Annotated in this window: 14 protein-coding genes and 1 tRNA gene; 8 read left to right on the forward strand and 7 right to left on the reverse strand. The window is 27.3% G+C overall.

Annotation, left to right across the window (positions count from 1 at the left end):
* Window positions 1-202 precede the first annotated feature (202 nt).
* Genes ACWXVP_RS01820 through ACWXVP_RS01830 form a run of 3 tightly spaced genes read left to right on the forward strand, consistent with a single transcriptional unit; the run spans window position 203 to window position 3,536 of the window.
* Complete coding sequence (locus tag ACWXVP_RS01820; protein WP_456012799.1) at window positions 203-1,492, forward strand: endonuclease; 1,290 nt, start codon at window positions 203-205, stop codon at window positions 1,490-1,492.
* 20 nt (window positions 1,493-1,512) lie between these two features.
* On the forward strand, window positions 1,513-2,820 hold the full coding sequence (locus ACWXVP_RS01825; protein ID WP_456012801.1) for a M20/M25/M40 family metallo-hydrolase: 1,308 nt from the start codon (window positions 1,513-1,515) through the stop codon (window positions 2,818-2,820).
* Complete coding sequence (locus ACWXVP_RS01830; protein WP_455966452.1) at window positions 2,820-3,536, forward strand: pseudouridine synthase; 717 nt, start codon at window positions 2,820-2,822, stop codon at window positions 3,534-3,536. Before ACWXVP_RS01825 ends, ACWXVP_RS01830 begins: the two co-directional genes overlap by 1 nt.
* 124 nt (window positions 3,537-3,660) lie before the next feature.
* On the opposite strand, the gene ACWXVP_RS01835 is transcribed toward ACWXVP_RS01830, so the two are convergent.
* The 5 genes from ACWXVP_RS01835 to ACWXVP_RS01855 all read right to left on the reverse strand — a co-directional run bounded on the left by ACWXVP_RS01835 (window position 3,661) and on the right by ACWXVP_RS01855 (window position 9,974).
* Window positions 3,661-5,556, reverse strand: coding sequence for an ABC transporter ATP-binding protein (locus ACWXVP_RS01835; protein ID WP_456012803.1), 1,896 nt, complete (start codon window positions 5,554-5,556; stop codon window positions 3,661-3,663).
* Window positions 5,549-7,441 carry an ABC transporter ATP-binding protein gene (locus tag ACWXVP_RS01840; protein WP_456012805.1) on the reverse strand — a complete coding sequence of 631 codons (1,893 nt, stop codon included), beginning with the start codon at window positions 7,439-7,441 and terminating at the stop codon, window positions 5,549-5,551. The genes ACWXVP_RS01835 and ACWXVP_RS01840 overlap by 8 nt, the downstream gene beginning before the upstream one ends.
* 127 nt (window positions 7,442-7,568) lie before the next feature.
* Window positions 7,569-8,747, reverse strand: a complete 1,179-nt coding sequence (locus ACWXVP_RS01845; RefSeq protein WP_456012807.1) for an acetate/propionate family kinase — start codon at window positions 8,745-8,747, stop codon at window positions 7,569-7,571.
* A 193-nt stretch (window positions 8,748-8,940) separates the two neighbouring features.
* A complete protein-coding gene (locus ACWXVP_RS01850; RefSeq protein ID WP_456012809.1) occupies window positions 8,941-9,777 on the reverse strand; it encodes a hypothetical protein in 837 nt (278 codons plus the stop codon).
* A gap of 112 nt (window positions 9,778-9,889) precedes the next feature.
* Window positions 9,890-9,974, reverse strand: a tRNA-Leu gene (locus ACWXVP_RS01855).
* 125 nt (window positions 9,975-10,099) lie between these two features.
* Between ACWXVP_RS01855 and ACWXVP_RS01860 the strand changes: the two genes are divergently transcribed.
* From ACWXVP_RS01860 to ACWXVP_RS01880, 5 genes are all read left to right on the forward strand, one after another.
* The gene (locus tag ACWXVP_RS01860; protein WP_456012811.1) at window positions 10,100-10,612 is read left to right on the forward strand and encodes a dUTP diphosphatase; all 513 of its coding nucleotides are present in this window, start codon (window positions 10,100-10,102) and stop codon (window positions 10,610-10,612) included.
* 356 nt (window positions 10,613-10,968) lie between these two features.
* Entirely contained in the window at window positions 10,969-13,650 is a 2,682-nt protein-coding gene (locus tag ACWXVP_RS01865) for a type I restriction-modification system subunit M (protein ID WP_456012812.1), read from the forward strand.
* The gene (locus ACWXVP_RS01870; protein WP_456012814.1) at window positions 13,637-14,248 is read left to right on the forward strand and encodes a restriction endonuclease subunit S; all 612 of its coding nucleotides are present in this window, start codon (window positions 13,637-13,639) and stop codon (window positions 14,246-14,248) included. Before ACWXVP_RS01865 ends, ACWXVP_RS01870 begins: the two co-directional genes overlap by 14 nt.
* A gap of 7 nt (window positions 14,249-14,255) precedes the next feature.
* On the forward strand, window positions 14,256-15,956 hold the full coding sequence (locus tag ACWXVP_RS01875) for a DEAD/DEAH box helicase family protein (RefSeq protein ID WP_456012815.1): 1,701 nt from the start codon (window positions 14,256-14,258) through the stop codon (window positions 15,954-15,956).
* A gap of 1 nt (window position 15,957) precedes the next feature.
* Window positions 15,958-17,355 (forward strand): type I restriction enzyme subunit R domain-containing protein, encoded by a 1,398-nt coding sequence (locus ACWXVP_RS01880; protein WP_456012817.1) that lies wholly within the window; start codon window positions 15,958-15,960, stop codon window positions 17,353-17,355.
* A 42-nt stretch (window positions 17,356-17,397) separates the two neighbouring features.
* Here ACWXVP_RS01880 and ACWXVP_RS01885 read toward each other — a convergent pair whose 3' ends face one another.
* Window positions 17,398-18,321, reverse strand: a complete 924-nt coding sequence (locus ACWXVP_RS01885) for a site-specific integrase (protein WP_456011960.1) — start codon at window positions 18,319-18,321, stop codon at window positions 17,398-17,400.
* Window positions 18,290-18,835, reverse strand: a 546-nt coding sequence (locus ACWXVP_RS01890) for a restriction endonuclease subunit S (RefSeq protein WP_456012818.1), incomplete at its 5' end; no start/stop codon positions are given. The genes ACWXVP_RS01885 and ACWXVP_RS01890, both read right to left, overlap by 32 nt.

The following is an 18,835-nucleotide window of genomic DNA, read 5'->3' on the forward strand; positions in this document are numbered from 1 at the left end:
TAATATATTTTGTAACCTTTTAAGCACACTGTGGTGTGTTTTTTTAATGTTAAGAACATTGCTATTAATATAAAATAACACAACTTCTATGTCGTAAGTATTAACCTTCTTTTAAGGCATATTAGAGTATTATAAAAACGCTAAAAATTAAATAGTATTATAATTAAAATGTTAACCAATTTATTCTAAGGAAATTATTAATATGAAAAAAACTTATTCAAAAAACATAATGATTTATTTAACAACGCTAACGTTACCAACAACATTTTTGATTTTGTCCTCATGTTCAACGCAAACGCAAACTTCTGAAAATGAAAAAAAATATCTAAATAAAAAAGAAGAACTTCTAAAAAACATCCTTAAAATAAAAGATAATGAAAAATTAAATAAACTATGAAACAAGCTAGAGATTATAGAAAGCAAGGAAAACTCTAAAAACTTTGATTCATTAATTAAGGAAATTGAAATATTAAATAATGAAACTCTAAGGGAAATAAGTCCTTCAGCAAATCCGAATGATAAAAAAACAGAAACAGGAAGCGAGAATAATCCTATTACTCCCGATAAGAAAGAGAAAGATAATAGACAACAAGGACAAGATAATAACACCTTGGCAAGAAATGGCGCTGCCCCAACCACAAATAATGGATTTCACATCCAATATGATAACTCGAATAAATTTTATGAATCACTAAATGGATTAAGTGGACAAGAATTAAGAGACAAACTTTTTATGATTCAACTACAAAACCGAGACAAAACGGGTGTCGGTAGAGCTGCTTATGCAAAGTTGCACAATACTTATGTTGATGCATTCGTTGATAAGTATTATGAAAAAGATGGCACAGTTTTAGATCTATATACGGAAATAATTGGGGGAAAAGACAAATACAACTTTGAATTTGGCAAATATCGTGACATTGGAAATAAAGAGGGGCAAGGTATGAATCGTGAACATATCATTGCACAATCCTGATTTGCAAAACAAGGGCCAATGAGAAATGATGCCCACCATGTTTGACCGTCAGATAAAAAAGTCAATGCTATCCATGGTAATTTACCATATGGAGAAACTCAAAATGGCAAAATAGTTTCAAGCAATGGTTCAAAGTTAGGAATTGGAAAAGAAGATGGAGAGCAGGTTTTTGAAGTAATAGATGAATTTAAAGGTGATATAGCAAGAGTTTTCTTCTATTTTGTGTTAACTTATAGAGACAAAAATATTACAAACAACCACTCTGCACAAAGAGTATTTTTTGAAGAAAATGGCATAAATCAAATAAAACAAAAATATTTAGAAACTTATTTAAAATGAAATAAATTAGATGGAATTTCACAATTTGATATCGATAGAAACAATGGTGTTTATAAACATCAAAGAAATCGTAACCCATTTACTGACTATCCTGAATTAATAAAGGTCTATTTTGAACATGACGATAATTACGTCTTTCAAAACAAAGGGATTGCTATAAAATTAGTTAAAAATTAATCTTATTTTAAGGATTTAAAATGAAAAAATATATTCAATTTAAGCAAGAAAAAGAAGCGTTTGATAAAATGATCAAAAACATTGCAAGCTTATGCGAAATCCCTTCCATCAGTATAGAGCAAGAAGGAAAATATCCATTTGGTATAAACGCTGATAATGCTTTAAACTATGCCCTAAAATTAGCTGATTCTTTTGGCTTTGAAACATATAAAGATCCACACAATCGATATGGATATGCACAAATTGGTAATGGGGCAAAAATTCTAGGTATTTTAGCTCACTTAGATGTTGTTCCTGCTGGCGATGAAAAGCAATGAAAAACTAGCGCCTTTGTTCCAGTAATCACTGATAATGAAATAATTTGTAGAGGTAGTCTTGATGACAAGGGTCCTGCAATCATTAACATGTATGCAATGAAATATCTCAAAGACAATGGTCTAGTCAAGGATGAATGGTCTATTCGAATTATCTTTGGGATTTCCGAAGAGACAACTATGAAATCAATGAAATTTTATCTTGCAGACTTTGGCCATCCATATGTTTCATATACTCCTGACGGAGAATGGCCACTTATTTTTGCAGAAAAACTTATATATCAAGTTAGTTTTATTTTTAATAAAATTGATAATCTTAAAATAAATGCCGGAAATGTTGTAAATCAAATACCAGACAAAACTGAATATATATACAACGGAGAACTACACAGTGTACTAGGGAAGGGTGGTCATGGTTCAACGCCAGAAAAAGGTGATAATGCTATTATCAAATCAATCCTAGAACTAAAAGAAAAACATCCCCAATTGTTAAGATATAATCTAATAAAATTTATTAGTGAAAATTTAGAAACTCGTGATTTTAGATTAAAAAATATTTTTCCAGACTATGATGATTTCTCGGGTAGTCTTAGTGCTAATCTTGGTATTATCAAAACAACCTCTGACAAACATATCATAACTTTTGATTTGCGAGTCCCGGCAACCCATTCTGTTGAAGAGGTTACAAATTCTATAAAAAAATACCTTTCATGCAATTTTTCGGATGTACATTTTGAAGTAGTTGGAACTAAAAATTCTATGTTTATGTCACCGGAAAGCAAATTAATAAAATTACTAATGCAAACATATAATGAAGCAATGAATACCGAAGAGCTACCATTAGCAATTGGTGGAGGGACCTACGCACGTATAGTTAATAATTGCGTAGCCTTTGGTTCAACAAAATATATGCATTTAATGCATGGACCAAACGAATGCTTCGCATTCAAAGAAATAAAAAAATCGCTCGAAATTTACATTAATGCTCTAAATAGAATACAAGATGAAATATAATGAAAATAAGAATAGAAAAAATCATTTCTTGATATCTTAACATTTCAAGAAATGAATGCAAAAAAATAATAAAAGCTAAAAGGGTTCTAATAAATAATAAATCAATCCTTAAGCCAATTTGTGTTGATATTAATAATGATACAATTATGATTGATGGTAAGCTAGTTGAATATAAAGAAAAACAATATTTTATTTTCAACAAACCATCAGGATACATAACGGCAAATTTTGATAAAAAAAGTAAAACAATTTTCGAAATTATTGACCTTGATCCCAATAAATTTTTTTCATATGGTAGACTTGACAAAGACACAGAGGGATTATTAATAATAAGTAATGATGGTTTTTTAGGCCACCAAATTATGAACTCAAAATTTGAAATACCTAAAACGTATTATTTCCAGACTAATAAACCTTTTGATGACAAAATAAAAAATCACTATCCCAAACCAATTATCATTGCAAATAATTATCATGTAGAAAGATATGAGTTTATCTTTATAGACTCTAAATCTGCCTATATAACTATTTATGAAGGTAAATTTCATCAAGTTAAGGAAATGCTAAATTTTTTTGGTTATAAAATAACCTACCTAAAAAGAGTATCAATAGGCACACTAAAATTAGATAATAATTTGAATCTGGGCGAAATCAGAGAAATATGTCAAGATGAAATTAGCAAAATTTTAGAGAATTGTAAAACTTTTAAAAAGTAAAATTAGGTTTTTTCAAAAGATATAACAAAGATTATTGCTTTAACAAAAAAATCTGGATTTAAACCAGATTTTTTAATTTAGCTCCATGAAAAAATGGCTTTATTAGTTAGCAAACAAATAGGTGCTAGTCTTCCCTGAATGATGAATTATACATTTTTTCATATAAACCTTTTTTAGCTAATAATTCCTTATGAGTACCCGATTCAACAATTTCGCCATTATTAACAACCAAAATTTTATCTGCGCTCAAAATAGTCGAAAGTCTATGAGCAATAATAAACGAAGTTTTACCCTTCATTAATTTCATCATTGCTTTTTGAATTATTTTTTCAGTTCTCGTATCAATATTAGAAGTTGCCTCATCAAGAATTAAAATATTTCGATTAGCAATGATTGCTCGTGTTATAGCAATTAGTTGTCTTTCGCCTTGCGATAAATTAGCACCACCTTCTTCAATAATTTCTTCATATCCATTTCCTAATCGCATTATAAACTCATCTGCGTGCGAAATTTTTGCAGCTTCCTTTATTTCATCATCAGTAGCATTTGGATTAGCATAACGAAGATTTTGCATAATTGTGGTTTTAAATAAAAATGTATCTTGCAAAACAATCGATATTTGTTGTCTTCAACTTTGTTCTTTAATATCGCGCGAATTATTTCCATCAATTTCAATGTTACCAGATAGCGGTAAATAAAACTTACTTAAAAGATTTATAATCGTAGTTTTACCAGCACCAGTAGGGCCAACAATAGCAAATACTTGGCCTTTTTTTGCCATAAATGAAGCATTTTTTAATTGAAGATTATTAACATCATTTGTATAGGAAAAATCAACATTCATAAATGAAACATTTCCCTTTGTATAATTAATTGACCTCAATTTGGTTTCATCAACAAGTGGTTTGAATGTAGCCAAATTCATTACTCTAACTGCTGAAACTAGCGCCATTTGAATAGACGAAAGATTCTCAAAAACACGAACAATACTATTAGCCATAACTCTTATGTATAAAACAAATGTAATAATAACCCCAGGCGTAAAATTAGAATTAGAGCCTGTACCAATATTTGCCACCGTAAATGCAGAAGCGATTACAACGATAATTAATTGCAATATATTAATAACGGCATTGCCAAGAGGTCACATTAAACCAATATACAGATTAGCCTTAAGAGATGAACTATATAATTTATTATTTCTAATAATAAACTCGTCTTCAATTTGTTTAGTAAAATCAAGTGATCTGATTAAATGATGTGCAGCAAGATTTTCTTCAATGAACCCATTTAATGAAGCAACACGTGATTGTTGCTTTCTAAATTGTGGATTAGCCTTCTTTAAAACAATAAAAACAAAACAAAGCATTAAAGGCATTAAAAATAAAGTAATAAGAGTTAAATAAGCAGAATAGTAAAACATAAATCCAAAGGATGAAATGATTGTTGTAAAAGTTATAATAATAGTATTAAGGCTTCCAGTCATACCATTATTTATATTATCAATATCACTAGTTAGTATAGACATTAATTCGCCAGTCTTAACTGAGTCAAAAAATGAAACAGGCATTTTCATAATCGCCTTATAAGCATCTTCTCGCATAATTAAACATGACAAAATTGAGGCTCTAACTGATAAAACATTTGAAATTAACGAAAAAATTTGCTGAAAAACAAATATTAATATAAGTAAAACAAAATGTCACACAAAGCTTGAAATATTAAAATTATCAACATATTCTGGTACTAAAGATTTTATTTCGCCAACAAGAAATGAAGCAGATAAAAAATTATCAATAAAATATCCTAAAAAGAAAGTACCGGTAGTTAAACATAAGGCCGAAAAAACTGAAAAGACAATTATCCAAAAAAGATTCCCTTTTCTATAATTCAAATACCAAATTAATCTTTTGAAAGCGTCTCTTTTTATTTTTCTTCTTTGCTTTTGAATATTCTTTTTTTGGGTTTTTGTTAAACTTTGTTGCTTATCATCCACCTTAAGAGGGTCCAAATTATACATCTAAACCTCCTAACTGCGTTTTTGCTATTTCTAGGTATAGCTTCGAAGTTTTTAATAACTCTTTATGCGTCCCGATATCGCTTATCAAACCATTTTCCATTACCAGTATTCGGTCAGCATCAATAATTGATGATATTTTTTGGGTAATAATAATAGTTACAATTTTTCTTGAAGAAAAATGCATATCAATATTATCCTTAACCATTTTCTCAGTTTTAGTATCAAGAGCAGATGTTGCATCATCTAATATCAAAATCTTTGGTTGCTTTAAAAGGCCTTGAGCTATTGAAATTCTCTGTTTTTGTCCTCCTGACAAATTTGATCCATTTTTAAGAACCTCATGCTCAAATCCATCATTGTATGCATTTATAAAATCATAAGCAAATGCTAATTTTGCAAAATATTCTAAATCTTCTTGTGTAGCTTTGTTATTTGCCATTAATAAATTAGACTTAATAGTTCCAGAAAGCAAAATTGGTTTTTGGTAAACAAATGAAATATTTTTTCGCAAAGAAGTTGTATCAATTTCATTAATATCATTGCCATCAATGCTAATGCTTCCGTGGATAGTTTTAAATTCATGGCTAAGTAATCTAGCAAGCGTTGTCTTGCCTGATCCGGTCGGCCCTATTATTCCGATTTTTTCACCTGGATTTATTTTTAAATTAATATCTTTTATAACAAAATTTTCGGATTCTTCATGATACTTAAATGAAACATTTTTTAATTCAATTTCACCTTTAGTAATAACTTTATTAGATTTTATAAAATCTATATCTGCTTCTTTTTTTAAGATTTCAATAACTCTTTTTGATGAAACATTTCCACGAGAAATTAAAAAGACTGCAAATGAAGACATAACTACCCCAATAGTAATAAACATTACATAATTTATAAATGTTGTAGCATTAGATATCTTTGTTTTATATAAGGATAATACATCGCTAAAATCCTTAAAAACTTTCAGATCAGTTATCACACCATAAGAACCTTGGTTAATTCTTGATCTAATAATAAAGCCAGTGGCTAATAATATACATGAAGTCACAATATTTGCAAACAAATTAATAAATGAAAAAGTAATATGATAAATAATTCAAGATTTTTTAGCTACGTTCGACCAGTTTTTATTACTATTTTGAAACTTATCTAATTGAACATTTTCAAGATTATATGATTTAATAACTCTTACACCTAAAATACTTTCTCTTGCTTCATTATTAATTTCATCATATGCTTTTTGTTCCTTTGGAAATAATCTCATAGAAGACATTCCTGCTATTGCCATAATAACAAATAATGCAGGAACAAAAGCACCTAATGTAATTGAAAGATTCAGATCAGTTAGCAAAGCAAAAACTAACCCAAAAATTAAATTGCAAGGGCCGATAATGCTTAATCTTAAACCAGAGGAAATTCCAATTTGTATCCTAGATATATCGATAGTAAACCTTGTTAAAATTTTTGAATGACTAAAAAACTCAATATCTTTTTCCGAAAGAATTGTTAAATGCTGTCATAACGACTTTCGAATATGTTTTGCAGCACCTGTCGAAATATATGAAGCAAGCATAGACCCTAATAAGGTTACTATTGTTCCAATTAATAACACAAGAGCAAAATATGAGGTAAACCACTTTATAGAATAAGAGAGTGTTCCTTCAATTGTAAACAACCTAAGAATATTGATTTTAGAATAATCTAATATACTTGTTTGGTCTTTATGCAATTGTAAAAATGAATTTTGTGCGATTAAATTAGATAAATTTCCAATGAAAATCGGCACAAATAAAAAACAGATAACTTGAAGTAATGTTAGCAAAATGGTTATAATTGATAAAATTTTATACTTATGATCCATGTATCTAAATAATCGAAGCAACATTAACTCCTTTAATTAAAATTTAATATCTTTATTAATTATATATTAATTAATCATGATTGCTTATTGTTTCAAAATCATTGCAATACCTAGAAAAAAAAGTAGCTTTATAAGGCTACTTTAAATCAAACTATAAATTTATTGCTTCATTTGCAATGAATTGCTCTTCCTCGGCACGAATTACATAAATAGGAATAGCGCTTGATGCATCAGAAATAATCTTATAATCACTAAAATCTCGGCATTGATTCTTCTTATTATCTAGTGAAAGATTGACAATATTTATTTTATTTATAACTTCACTTCTTATATAATTGTCATTTTCGCCAACGCCTGCAGTAAATACTATAGCATCAACTTTTTCTGTAATTCTATTTAAATAGGTAATTAAATAATCGGCAATTCTTTGGGTATATAAATCAAGAGCAAATTGCGCATCTGAATTAGTTACCTTGGCCTTTTGAATATCCCTTAGATCAGATGAAATACCAGAAACGCCCAACATACCAGACTGCTCATTGAATAATTTAAATAGTTCTTCAACACTAATATCCTTGTGCTTTAGAATGAATGGAATAATCGATGGATCAAAATCTCCTGATCTAGTCCCCATCATAATACCAGCGAGTGGTGTAAAACCCATACTCGTATCAATTGACTGACTATTTTGCACAGCGCATAAACTTGCACCATTTCCGATATGTAAACTAACTATGTTAACGTCTTTTTTATTTAAAATTTCTTGGCACTTTAAAGTAATATAATTGTGATTTAATCCATGAAATCCATACTTTCTAATATTTAATTCCTTTGCTAAATCCTTATTTATAGGATATGAATACGAGATCCTAGGCATGGTTTGATGAAATGTAGTATCAAAATGCATTGACATTTTTGCAGAAGGTAATAAAGCTTTGAATGCTTCAATTGCTTCAATTGCGCCAGGGTTGTGAACTGGTGCCAAATCTATTGATTGCTTTAAAATTTCGATTTTCTCTTCATCGATAAGGGTTGTTTTTTGCAATTTTGGACCACCATTCACAATACGAAATGCAACTTTTTCAATATCATTAAAATCTTTTATGATATTGAATTCTTTTCACTGTTTTACCAATTGTTTGACAGCTTCTAAAAACGTAGGAAGAGGTATTTCAAAATCTTTATTAATTTCCTTATATTTCAATGTAAGAATACCTTGTCTCAACTTAATGCGTTGAGCAATTCCCTTAGCCTCAACAACCAATTTCTCATTAAACAATGTTCATTTAATAGAACTAGATCCTGCATTTATAACTAATATTTTTTTCATAAAATATACTCCTAAATATGTTTTTTAAATTATATTATAAAGACTAGATATAAAACTATATTATTTATAATTATTTAGCTCTAATTATTTTTTTAAAGATTTTAAGTATAGATTTCAGAAGCTTAAAAAAATTTAACTAACCGAAAAGCTAGTTAAACTTTTTTTAATAACAATTTGTAAAATATATGATTATTTAATAATTTCTAACAATCGATGAATTTAAGAATTTATACCCAAAATTATTAAACGATAGCAGATAAAAATCATTAAAGGTTTGATAATTTTTGACTTGTTTTAAAATATAAAATTCATATATAGTTGTCGAAATAGCTAGCGAAAAAACATTAGAAATAATTATAATTAGCATTCTTGATATTGCTGATAATGGGATGTTTTTTTCTTCATGATGTCTATTATAAAAGATAATAACAGAAGCAATCAAAATACTCATTATAGCCAATGGAATCAAAATATCAAGCATAAGTATTCTCAAAATTGCAATCTTTTTTTGCTTTATAAAGTCAGGAGTCATAAATGAATGCATAGCAAAGTCTGTTTCTATTTCTTTTTCCAAGTTCTTAAAATGAGGCGATTCATGTGAATATCCCAATATTTCAGCGGTAATCAAAATAATATCATTTTTAGTCAATTCTTGTTCTTTCTTGGAATACAAGGCAAAGGGAATTCTAGGGTCCTTTAAAAAAACAAATTTTGATTTATTAGCCATCGACTTTAGATAACAGTAATATGAATAATAATCCTTTATCTTAGCTCTTTTAATTAAATCAAGAAAAATAAAAGCTAGCAATATTGATAATATACCCGAAATTAAACCAGCAATAATGCTGACAGTGATATCGTTAAATATTTTAAAAGTGCTATCACTTGAATATTTATTTTCAAATATGGTAACCATATAAATAATTAAGGCTCATACAATGATAATGACAGCAATGGTTAATATCGAATATCAACTTGAATGTAAATCAAGCCGTTTTAACTTTCTTAATTCTTGTTTTCTGTTATTCATTAAACCACCTTTGGTATTTTATTATTTATTAAGATAAATTATAATAAAAAAATACTTATATTTGTATTATAAGTATTCTGTATCTACATTTGTGAAAGGTAAATTATTTATATGGTGCTCCAGACTGGACTTGAACCAGCACGGCTCTTAACCGGTTGATTTTGAGTCAACTGCGTCTGCCATTCCGCCACTGGAGCATAAAAGCATTAATAATTATAAATTATATTTTTAAAATAATGTTAAAAATAAAAAATCATAATTATTTCTTTTTAATTTTAAAATGTAAAATTAACTAATTGACAAATAAAAAGTTTTTATTTTTATGATTGGGAATATAATAATTATTGCTATGGATTTAAAAGAAATTTTTATGTTGCAAATTGACCTGGATAAGGCTTTTTCTGAAACCATTTCAAAAAAGGATTTTCGTTTTTTTGATACAAAAATTGTTATTGCTCTATTAGTTGAATTGGGAGAATTTGCCAACGAAGTTAAGGCCTTCAAATATTGAAAAAAAAATAAAGTTATAGATCGCGAAAAGATGCTAGAGGAGTTTGCTGATGGAATTCATTTTATAACTAGTATTGCATATCCAAAAGGTATAAGTCCAATTATCAACCCCTACATTAAGCACAAAAATTTTACACTTCAATTGGCATATACATACAAACTTTTTACCGAACTTTTAAATACCAAAGACAAAAATAAGGTCTTAAAGGCATATGAGGCTTATTTAGGTTTAGGCTTATTGGTTGATATTCAAGAAGAGGATATTGTTAATTCATATCTTGCTAAAAATAAAAAGAATTATCAAAGAATCAAAAATAGATATTAATAAAGGAAAGTGACAATTAAAAAATATAGTTAGTTTTACATAACTAGCCATATTTTTTTTACAAAAAATACTCAAATTACATCACATTGTTAACCTAAATATAAATTTATAAAATGATTCTAACTTAATTAATTCATTTATTTTTGAATCACAAAAACAATATTTAAATATTCCTAAAATTTAGGCTAAATTATATTAAGCTAACTTAGACATGCAACAAAAAAGTTCTTTAACTTCTGTATTTAATTAATTAGTTAATTAGTATTAATCTTTTTTCAACCTTAGAGGAAGGAAAATTAACAAATAAGGCTATAATTTAATGTATAAATTTTATTCTTATTTTTAAGGGGCTCTATATGTCAAAAAATATTGAAAATAATCAAGACTTTATTAAAATGAGCAAGCAAAAGCTTGCTAATAAAATTTGGTCTGCTGCTAATGAACTAAGATCTCAATTAGATGTAACAGAATATGACAAAATTATTTTAGGTCTAATATTTTATAAATTCCTATCTTCAAAACAAACTGAAACACTAATAGATAAAAACGGTGATTATCAACTAGCTCAAAAAAGCGAAGAGAAAGACAACGATAATGAATCATGTTTATATATTGAGGACCTTACCAAAGGCAATAATCCTGACGAAATAGTTGACAGTTTAAAAAACAATTTAGGATACTATATACCATATGAATACTTATTTTCTTCATGGAATAAAAAGGAATTTCGCAACAAATTTGATAGAAACTATATTATTGAGTCTATCAATCATTTTAATAGTGAAATCGAAGTTATTAATGAACCTAATTCATTATACAAAAACATCTTTGATGAGTTTTATCTTTCAATTCAAAAGGTGAAAAATGAAGATAGTATCAAAAAGATAATTAGAATTATTGATGAAATTCCAATCAAAAAACAAGACTACGATGTTTTAGGTTTTATTTATCAATATTTAATTGGCGAATTTGCATCAACTGCTGGTAAAAAAGCTGGTGAGTTTTATACTCCACTTGAAGCCGGAATTTTAATGTCCGATATTATTTCATTTCATCTAAGCAAGTTTACATATAATAAAAATGATCTCATTAGAATTTATGACCCTACCGCCGGATCTGGTTCCTTATTAATTAGAGTTGCTGAAAAATTCCAAAAACATATGAATGAATTGCATCATGATATTAGAATTAAATATATTGCCCAAGAAATTCTACCAACTTCATTCAAAACATTAAGTATGAACTTAATTATGCATAATATTCCACCACAATTAATAAATATTAGAGAAGCTGACACGTTGGAAGATGACTGGCCAACAGAAAGTAATGGTGACAAAAAAGTCAAAGCTATTGTAGCTAACCCACCTTATTCACACCTTTGAAAACCCGAAAATAAGGTGAATGATCCAAGATTTCAATCTTATGGTATAGCGCCAAAATCAAAAGCAGATTATGCTTTCTTATTGCATAGTTTATATCACTTAGACAAAGACGGAATAATGGCAATCGTTTTACCTCATGGCGTTTTATTTAGAGGGGGGTCCGAATATGAAATCAGAAAATCTTTAATCAAGAAACAAAAAATTGATACTATTATTGGTCTTCCTAATAACATGTTTATGGGTACAGGTATTGCAACCATAATTATGATTCTTAAAGAAAATAAAGCAACCGACGATTTTATGTTTGTTGACGGATCTAAACTTTTTTCAAAAGATGGAAATAAAAATAAACTAGATAGATCACATATTATTAAAATATCCGATGTTGTTAATAACCGAATTGAAAAAGAAGGATTTTCAAGAATTGTCTCACTAAAAGAAATTGAAGATAATGATTATAATTTAAACATTTCAAGATATATTGATAATTATGATAAGGAAGAAATTCACGATTTATATTCAACTATGTATGGCGGTGTATCTGACCAAGAAATTTCAACTTTAGATTCGTTTTGAAATAAATTTATCGGTTTAAAGGAAAAACTTATTTCAAAAAGATCCGATGGGTATAATCTCTTAAATTTAAGAAATGAAGAATTAATAAATACAATAAAAAACGATAATTATGTAAAAGAATTTATTAACGAAAATAAGAATATCGCAATTTCAATTATTGAATTTATTAAAAATAATGTTCCATCATATCAAAGTATCAATGGTATTAATGTCTATAACTTTGAAAGCATTTTTGAAAAATTTATATTAAACATTAAGGATAATTCTTTTATTGAAAAATACGATATATATCAAATAGCAATAGAAAAATTTGAAATCATTAAGGAAGATATTGAAATAATTCAAAATTATCAAAATGATAATATTCCAATCTCTGAAATTATTCTTCAAGAAAAAAATGTCGAAAATAATAAAAACGGTAGTTTAGTTAATTGGGATGCTCGTTTAGTAAATAAAGAATCAATCATTAACAAGTTCTTTGCTACTAGCTTAAATAAAAATGAAAAACTTAAATATGACATTGAATTAATAGAAAGTGAAATCAAGGAAACCTTTGATTCAATCGATGAAGAAGACAAAGATTTATTAGTATTTAAAGAAAATGGTTTTGATAATAAGAAATTATCAAAACAAGTTGCTATCTTAAAGAAAGACGAAAATGCCTTAGATAATATCGAATTATCCAAAAAGCTTCTTCATGTTCATAATTTAAATAATGAACTTAAGAATTTAAAAAACGAGCTAAAATCAAATGAATTCGAACTATTACATGATTCTCTTGAAAAATATAATTCATTAGATGAAGATACATTTTATGATCTCTTGTTTTACAAATGAACTAATAATATTTGCGAAAATATTGTTGAACTCGTTGATAAAATAATTGACTCATTTATCAATAAAATTGAAATATTATTCAATAAATACCAAAACACATTAAATGAAATAAACGATGAAATTAGTAAAAAAGAATCAGAATTAATCGAACTCCTTGCAGATTTAAAAGCAGATGATTATGATCAAAAGGCTATTAATGAATTAATCGCAATTCTAGGCGGTAATAAAAATGAGCAAAAATAATATGGTTCCATCAATAAGATTTAAGGAATTTACTAACGCTTGAGAACAGGAAAGGTTGGGAGAAATAGTTGATTATTTTAATGGGTCTTCGAATGAAAAAGAACAAACGAATGAAGGAAAATTTGAAATAGTAAACTTAAACTCTATTTCGATATCTGGTGAATTAAAACCATCAGGAAAGTTTTTACACAATGCTTTTGAAACGTTAAAAAAAGATGATATAGTAATGATTTTAAGTGATATTGCATTAGGTAATTTGTTAGGTAAGTCTGCTGTAATACCAGTAGATAATAGATATGTTCTAAATCAAAGAGTTGCTTTATTAAGAAAAAATAATTCAAAATTTAATTCAAAATTTATTTCATTATTTTTGAATAAAAATCAAAGCTTACTTTTTAGAAAAGGAGCTGGATCATCACAATTAAATCTTTCAAAAAAAGAAGTTATTAATTTTTTAATTTTTTCAACAAGTAGAAATGAACAAGATAAAGTATCATTAATATTTAACAACATAAACACCCTCATCACCCTTCATCAGCGTAAGTTAAATGCCTTAGAAAATATCAAAAAAACCTTATTAGAAAAGATGTTTGTATAGGAGCAATATGTCAAAACTTAATTTTAACAATGAAAATTTCAAAAATGAAGCCGAATTCGAAGAAAATGTTGTAAAGCTTTTATTAGATAATGGTTGAAAAAATCAAGGTTTTGGTCAATTAAATATTGATAATGAATTAAATAATGTTAGCGAACATGATTTAAAGTTAAATTGATTGCGTATCTTAAACCATAACAATGTGGATAAACTTGACGGTAAACCAATCACTGAAAAAGAATTAGATCTATTAATAAATGAAATACAATCTCAACAAAATATTGCTCAAGTTAATAGAAACATTATAAAACCAAATCAAGGATTGCAATTAAAAAGAGAACAAAAAATAATCCCTTTAACCTTAATTCATAAGGAACAACTAAATAATGACGGTGGTAAAAATTATTTTCAAATTGCAAGACAAGTTACAATTAATAATGCTAATAACGACCAAAAAAGAAGCGACATTTTCTTATTAATAAATGGAATACCACTTATTCATATTGAATTAAAAGATAAAGATAAAAGTATTATTAATGCAAAAAATCAATTAATAAATTATAATGAAGCAACAAAAAGCATTTATAATGGTATCTTTAAATTCATTCATATAGTAGTTGCAATGAATCCACTAAAAATGGAATATTCGCCAAGAAATAGAGAATTAAAATTTATTAATTGGTATGATGAGACTAATAAAAATGAGATTAATAATTGAGTTGATGTCGTTAAAAACTTTTTATCTATTCCAATGTCATTAGAATTAATTTGTGACTACACTATTCCGGACGGCGATGAACTAAAAATTTTAAGAAGTTACCAATACTATGCTGTTAAGAAAATTCTTGATAAAATTAGAAAAACGGATCTTTTTTTAGCAGAAAATGATGAACCTATTAAAGGGGGATTCATTTGACATGCTACAGGTTCAGGAAAAACCTTCACTAGCTTTAAGACTAGTTCATTAATAATTGAGCATAATCTTGCTGATTTAGTAATATTTGTAGCTGATAGAATTGAATTAGTGGATCAAACCTATAATGAGTTTGTAAAACATGATAAAAAGGTTACTGATGTTTCTAGTACAAGAGATTTGCAAAATAAGACAAGAAAAAACGAAGATCAACCAATCATTGTAACTTCAATTCAGAAATTAGATCGTATAAATGAAGATCATAAAAATATTCTTGATAAAAAAAGAATTGTCTTAATCTTTGATGAAGCCCACCGTAGTACATTTGGCTCAATGATGAGCAAAATTAAAAATACCTTTAAGAAAAAAACCATAATTTTCGGTTTTACTGGAACCCCTATTTTTGATGAAACACCTAAAACATATGATATTTTTGGCGAAAAATTACATAGCTATACTCTAGGGGATGCTATAGTACAAGAAAAGGTTCTAAAATTTAGTTGTAAATATAATATATTTGAAGATTTATATAAGTGAGCATTTAATTGCAATATTGAACATAATAAAAAATTTTGTACTGAAAAATTAAATTCCATTAAAAATGAAACATTAAAACAAGAGCTTCTTTCTTTAAAAAATGATGCTCCATACGAAGTTACTAAAAAATTAGAAGAATTTAATGAAAAATCAGATAATTTGGATAAACTAATTGAATTAGAAGATGAAATTAACTATATTTATGAAAGCGATTTATATAAAAATCTTGTAGTTGAAAGCATTTTAGACGAATTGATATAATTTGGCGAAATCTAATGGTTTTAAATATAATTTTTCTTCAATTTTGGCCACTTCAAGTATTGAAGATGCAATAAAATATTTCCGTATATTTAATAAACATATAAATGATCTTGATATAAAAGATGAAAAACGTAATTTTAAATTCACCGCTTTATTTACAAGATCATTAGATAGTGATGAGTCTCCACAAAAACTTGAAAAGCTTGAAGAAGCATTTAAAGAAATATATAAAAAATACGAACAAGACTTCGATTTTAAAATTATTAACCAAAATGATGAACACGAACTATTCAAAAAAGACATTTCGCAAAGACTAAAAAGAATCAATATGGATGAAGATGATGATTCAAAAACTATAAACTTGTTAATTGTAGTAAATCAGATGTTAACCGGCTTTGATTCAAAATATATTCAAACAGTATATTTTGATAAACAACAAGAATCACAAAATTTAGTCCAAAGTGTTTCGCGAACTAATAGAAAATACAATATTCATAAAGAATTTGGTAGAGCACATTTTTACAAATTTCCATATCACATGAAGAAAAATGTTGAGGATGCATTTAGAAAATATGCTTATGAGGATTTAACAATAATCACAGTTTCCGATACATCATCTATAGTAAAATATGCAAATGAAGAATATAAAGAAGTTGAAAAATTATTCAAAGAATTAGGTATTAACTGATTCGAAAATATTGAATCATTTGACACTAATGATATAAACAAAGTTAAAAATCTTAAAAAGGCTTATAATCATTTGTGCAAAATTAAACGCTTAATAAATTCATTAAACTTATTGAGTTTTAAATGAGAAGAAAATGAAAAATTGATGTCCTTTGATAAAGAAATATCCGAAAGAATTAATGTGAAAATATATGAAATTGATGTTATTTTAACCAATCTTAATTCATTAGCAACTTTTAATGATTCGGATGATGAGCTTAGATTTTATAATACTGAAATTCTAAAAGATATTCAAAACAATAAAAAGCAAGAACTTTATGATAAAAATTTTTTCACAAATCTTGAATTAGAATTAAGAACTTGCAAATCGATACCTCATGTTTTAAGCAAGTATTATATTAAAAATCCCGAATGAATTAAGGAATGATGTAATCTTCCCGATAATAATAAACCTAGTTTAAATGACTTTTGAAAACAAAAAAAACAAGAAGAACTACAAAAAAATCTTGATGAATTAGCGATATATGGACTCGAAAAAGAAAAAATTGAAGAATTCGTAAATAATTGCTATATAGATATTAAAGAAGACATTAATAAAAACAATAATTTTGAAGCTTATATTTGACCGCTTGTTAAATCCCCGGACGGCCCTAAATATAAGCTAAGACCCCTAATTATTGATCTTATAAAGCAATACAAGGAAAAAAAATAGAACCTATTTGGTTCTATTTTTTAGTGTGGGCATTGATATATTTTAGTTTAAACTCGATATTGAACGCATAACAACATCGATATCTTTATTCTCTAACTCGTTAATAATATGCAAATATATTCTCTCAGTTGTGTTCATACTAGAATGACCAAGCCTTTTAGCAACAGAAGCAATCGATACCCCGGCGTACAACAATAATGATGCATGAGTATGTCTTAAACCGTGAATAGTTATGATAGGAACATTTGCTGTTTTGCATCTTCTGCTAAGTGTATCATTAATAGTAGAATTATAAATTTTTTTCTTAAGGATAAATATAGGTTTATCACCTGGCAAGTCTTTAACAAGACTCGAGAACTGTGAAATAGTCATTCAATCTAATGGAATTTTTCTAACCGAAGTTTTATTTTTGGTAGGTAAAAAACCACCATTTTCTTTATAATTTCATGTCTTAGTTATATTCAATGTTTGTTTTGAAAAATCAAAGTCTTCCGGCGTGATTGCTATAGCTTCCGAAAACCGCAAGCCAGTTTTCGCTATTAAAAGCAACAATCAATCACAATTAATTTTTTCGTTTAATTTCAAGGTTTTTAGGAGCAATTGAAGCTCAAATTGACTTAAAAACTTCTGCGCTTTCTTTTTAGGTGGTTTACCCTTTATAACAACCTTTCTAGTAGGATCATTATCTATTAAACCTTCATCAAATGCATCTAATAATGCGCTTTTTAAATGGTGGTGAAAATCCATTGTTGTTTGTTTTTCATGATAAGTAGCATAATCATTCAATATTTTTTGGTATTCCATTCTATCTATATCGCACAATCTTAACTCAGGCACCAATTTAATTATTCAATCTAATGATAACTCGTATTTTTTAAAACTAACGTTTCTTATAGAACCTTTTTTATATACAAAAATTCAATTTTGAAAATATTTATAAAATAAAATTTCTGATTTTTTTCTCATCTCTCCCCCAATTATGCCCACGCTGATGAAGGGTGATGAGGGAGTTTATTAATGAAAAAATATTACCAATCCTTTGTTGTTCATTCAAATTACATAAGAATAATTTAATTTTACAAACATCTTTAACAGATAAGGCGGGGATGCCTGTTGAAGATATCATAGATCTCATTTTAAATTCTAAATTCTTTAATAATATGTATGAGAAAAATAAATTAACCATTTTATCTTTTGTAAAATCTAACACAAATACACTATTTCCGGCTCAAAAGTTTGATTTCACATAATTAATAGTACCCGCCCCAGCACCTCTTGAGCTCATAATAACTTTAGGCCCTAAAAAATTAAATTTATTATAAAACCCTGTGTATGTAGTGCCGCCATTATAAACTGGAAATTTAAAAACTGGGCTTTGTTTCGTCTTTATAACAAAATCTCCAGATTTAATATTAGTTAAATTCTCCAGCCTTTCCTGTTCTCAAGCGTTAGTAAATTCCTTAAATCTTATTGATGGAAA

The organism is Mycoplasma sp. 1781, from assembly GCF_053851675.1.